Origin of the sequence: Paraburkholderia sp., assembly GCF_034668105.1 — a bacterium.
Lineage (GTDB): Bacteria > Pseudomonadota > Gammaproteobacteria > Burkholderiales > Burkholderiaceae > Paraburkholderia.
Genome location: NZ_JAXDPY010000617.1, coordinates 1 through 2,578, shown reverse-complemented (window position 1 = coordinate 2,578; position 2,578 = coordinate 1). Strand labels below are relative to the sequence as shown.

The following is a 2,578-nucleotide window of genomic DNA, read 5'->3' as shown; positions in this document are numbered from 1 at the left end:
TCGGCCTCTATTCGTACGGCATCTACCTGTGGCATTCGCTCGCGCTCGCGCCTGGCGACATGCTGATCCGCAAGGCGACCGCCATGGGGCTTGCGCCGAGCGTGATCTGGATCGTAGCGCTTACCGCGCAGTTCGCTTTGGCGATTGCGATCGGCTATGTCACCACGCGCGCGATCGAGTATCCGTTCCTGCTGATGCGCAACGCGCTGTTCCCGGCAAAGCGCAACAGTTCGGTGCGCGAGGAAGTGCCTGCGCCAGTGGCTGGCGGCAAGGAGCCCGCCTCGGAATCGTCCCTGCCGGCGTGAGTGTCGGCGGGCGGGCGGCTCAGCCGTTAGCCGGGGATCACGCCATCTGTTGAAGCAAGGTCTGCTTGAACTGCCCGAGCGTATGCCGTGACAGCAGATCCTCGCGTGCGGAAGGCATGCTTTGCGGCGCATGGGGCCACGAGGTCATGGTTTCAGTGATCGCACGACCGATGGAAGCGGAACTGAGGTCGCTCAGAATCGGCCCCAGTTCGCAGCGCCGGCTGAACCAGCCGATCAGGCCGTCTTCCGTTGCGATCACGGGCTTGCCGAAGCGGTACGCCTGCACGAGCACACCGCTCATTCCATAGTGTCCCTTGTAGCCGAGCCAGACCGCGTCGCAGGCGGAGAACAGATCGCGTTCGATGTCGTTCGCAATGAACGAGTCGAGTATCAGCGGCGCGGGTGTGAGGCTGCGCACATGATTGCGCATGAAATGGCGCGTGCCCGCGTCCTGCTCGCCCGCGACGATCAACGTGGGCGCATGCTCCAGACGCGTCAACGCATGGACGAGTTCATAAATCCCTTTGCGTTCGCTGATCGCGCCGTACACCAGCAGATAGCGCTGGTCGGGGTCCAGTCCGAGCCGCTCGCGAGCCAGAACGGGGTTTTCCGCCCGCTCGTCCGGAAACGGGTCCGCCACATAGGCGACCGCCGCGCTGGTCTTCGAGGCGTTGCGCGCCGCCCATTCCGGCAGCGTGGGATCGATCGTCAGCAGCGTGCGCAAACCTGGGCACCGGATCGCGCGTTTGAACAACTGCGCTTTGATCGCATTGACGATCGGACGATCGGGCGACTTGATACCGACCTTGTGGTGATGGAAGGTCGAGCGCATCGTGATGCCGATCCACGGTGTCTTACGGAACGGCGAGCCGAGAAACGGCAGCGCATAAAAGAAATAGTCGACGTACGGCACGACCACCAGCCTGATCGGCTGCGCATGGCTGACCACGCGATGCACGCGCTTGAAATAGCGATGAAAGCGCGAGTACTGGTTGGACTGACGCAGCAGGCCGCGAGACCGCTCCTGGGGATCGACGAATGCAATCTGCAAGTCGGCGCGATTGGCCGCTACGATCTGTCTGGCGAGCCGGTGATCTTCGTTGCCGGATTCGGTCGCGAGGATGCAGGGATAGCCGGCCTCCGTGCAGGCCTGCATGGTCCACTCGACATAACGCCAGCGATGACCGGTGAGGTTGGGCTCCACAATCAGGACGTAGTCTTGTTCCATCGGTTCAGTGGTCTTCCGTGGTCGAATGCGTCGTGTGAAGCGTGAAGACGCAGCGTTGACGCCGGCTGCCGGGAGGCGCTGGCTGAACAACGTTAGCATCGCGGGCGCGAGTGGATTCGTCTATTTGACTCGTTCTGTGTGAAAACGTACCAGCGCGTCACCGGTTCGGCTGAACAGGCCTAGCTGATGGCGGTTGTCGCCGATTCTCTCGCGGTAAGGTCGTATATAGCGTTCGATGAAAACCTCGCCAGCTTGCTGGTGCAACCCAACTAATTATGCGCCGGCGGCGTTTCGCAGCGATGCGTTGAATCGCTGCGGGGAGCCAGTTCAACGGCGTTCCGATCCGACGGAGATACAGCTTGCGGGCGATCAGGCTTCCGCCGCTTTCCATAGCGTCCAGCTTCGGGGCAAGCGCGGCGACGTGGGTGCTATTGCAGCAGTTCGCCGTGCGTGGACTGGTAGCCGTCAAGTTCCTGGCGATTGGCCGGATGCTTGGGCCGGCGGCGATCGGCAGCGTGAGCGTGGCGCTGCTCGCGGTAGCCATTGCCGAGGCGCTCTCGGACACCGGTCTCGCGCAAGCGGTCATTCAAGGCGAACATCCGCCGACGCGTTCGCAGCTGGGCGCGGTGTGGACGACGCTGACCGCGCGCGGCGTGCTCATCTCATTGCTGCTGGTCGCGCTCGCGCCATTGCTGAGCAGCCAGTTCCATCTGAACGGTTCACTGGTGCTGATCCAGCTTGCGGCACTACTGCCGTTGTTGCGCGGTCTGGCATCGCCCACCTACTACCTCGTGCAGCGCGAGCGGCGCTTCCAGCATATTGCCGGCGTCGAGGTGGGAGCGGCATTCGTCGATTGTTCGGTCGGGCTCGGCTGCGCCTACCTGGGCGCCGGTGCGGCCTCGGTGCTGATCGGCCTCGTCGTCGGTGAAAGCCTGAAAAGCGTTCTGACGTGGGCGACCATGAAGCCGCGTCCGCCGATCCGTGCCGTGTGGTCGGGCATCGGTCACTACGTGGGCTTCAGCCGCTGGATCTGGGCCAGCAGCGT

The 2,578-nt window shown here is 63.4% G+C and carries 2 protein-coding genes and 1 pseudogene; 2 read left to right on the top strand and 1 reads right to left on the bottom strand.

Features of this window, described 5'->3' with window-relative positions:
* Positions 1–305: pseudogene (locus tag QOC89_RS27115) on the top strand (acyltransferase); the annotation flags it as partial.
* A gap of 37 nt (positions 306–342) precedes the next feature.
* Here the strand turns inward: QOC89_RS27115 and QOC89_RS27110 are convergent.
* A complete protein-coding gene (locus tag QOC89_RS27110) occupies positions 343–1,533 on the bottom strand; it encodes a glycosyltransferase (protein ID WP_323047844.1) in 1,191 nt (396 codons plus the stop codon).
* Positions 1,534–1,892: 359 nt separating this feature from the next.
* Between QOC89_RS27110 and QOC89_RS27105 the strand changes: the two genes are divergently transcribed.
* Positions 1,893–2,578: oligosaccharide flippase family protein (locus QOC89_RS27105; RefSeq protein WP_323047843.1), on the top strand; the 686-nt coding region annotated here is incomplete at its 3' end.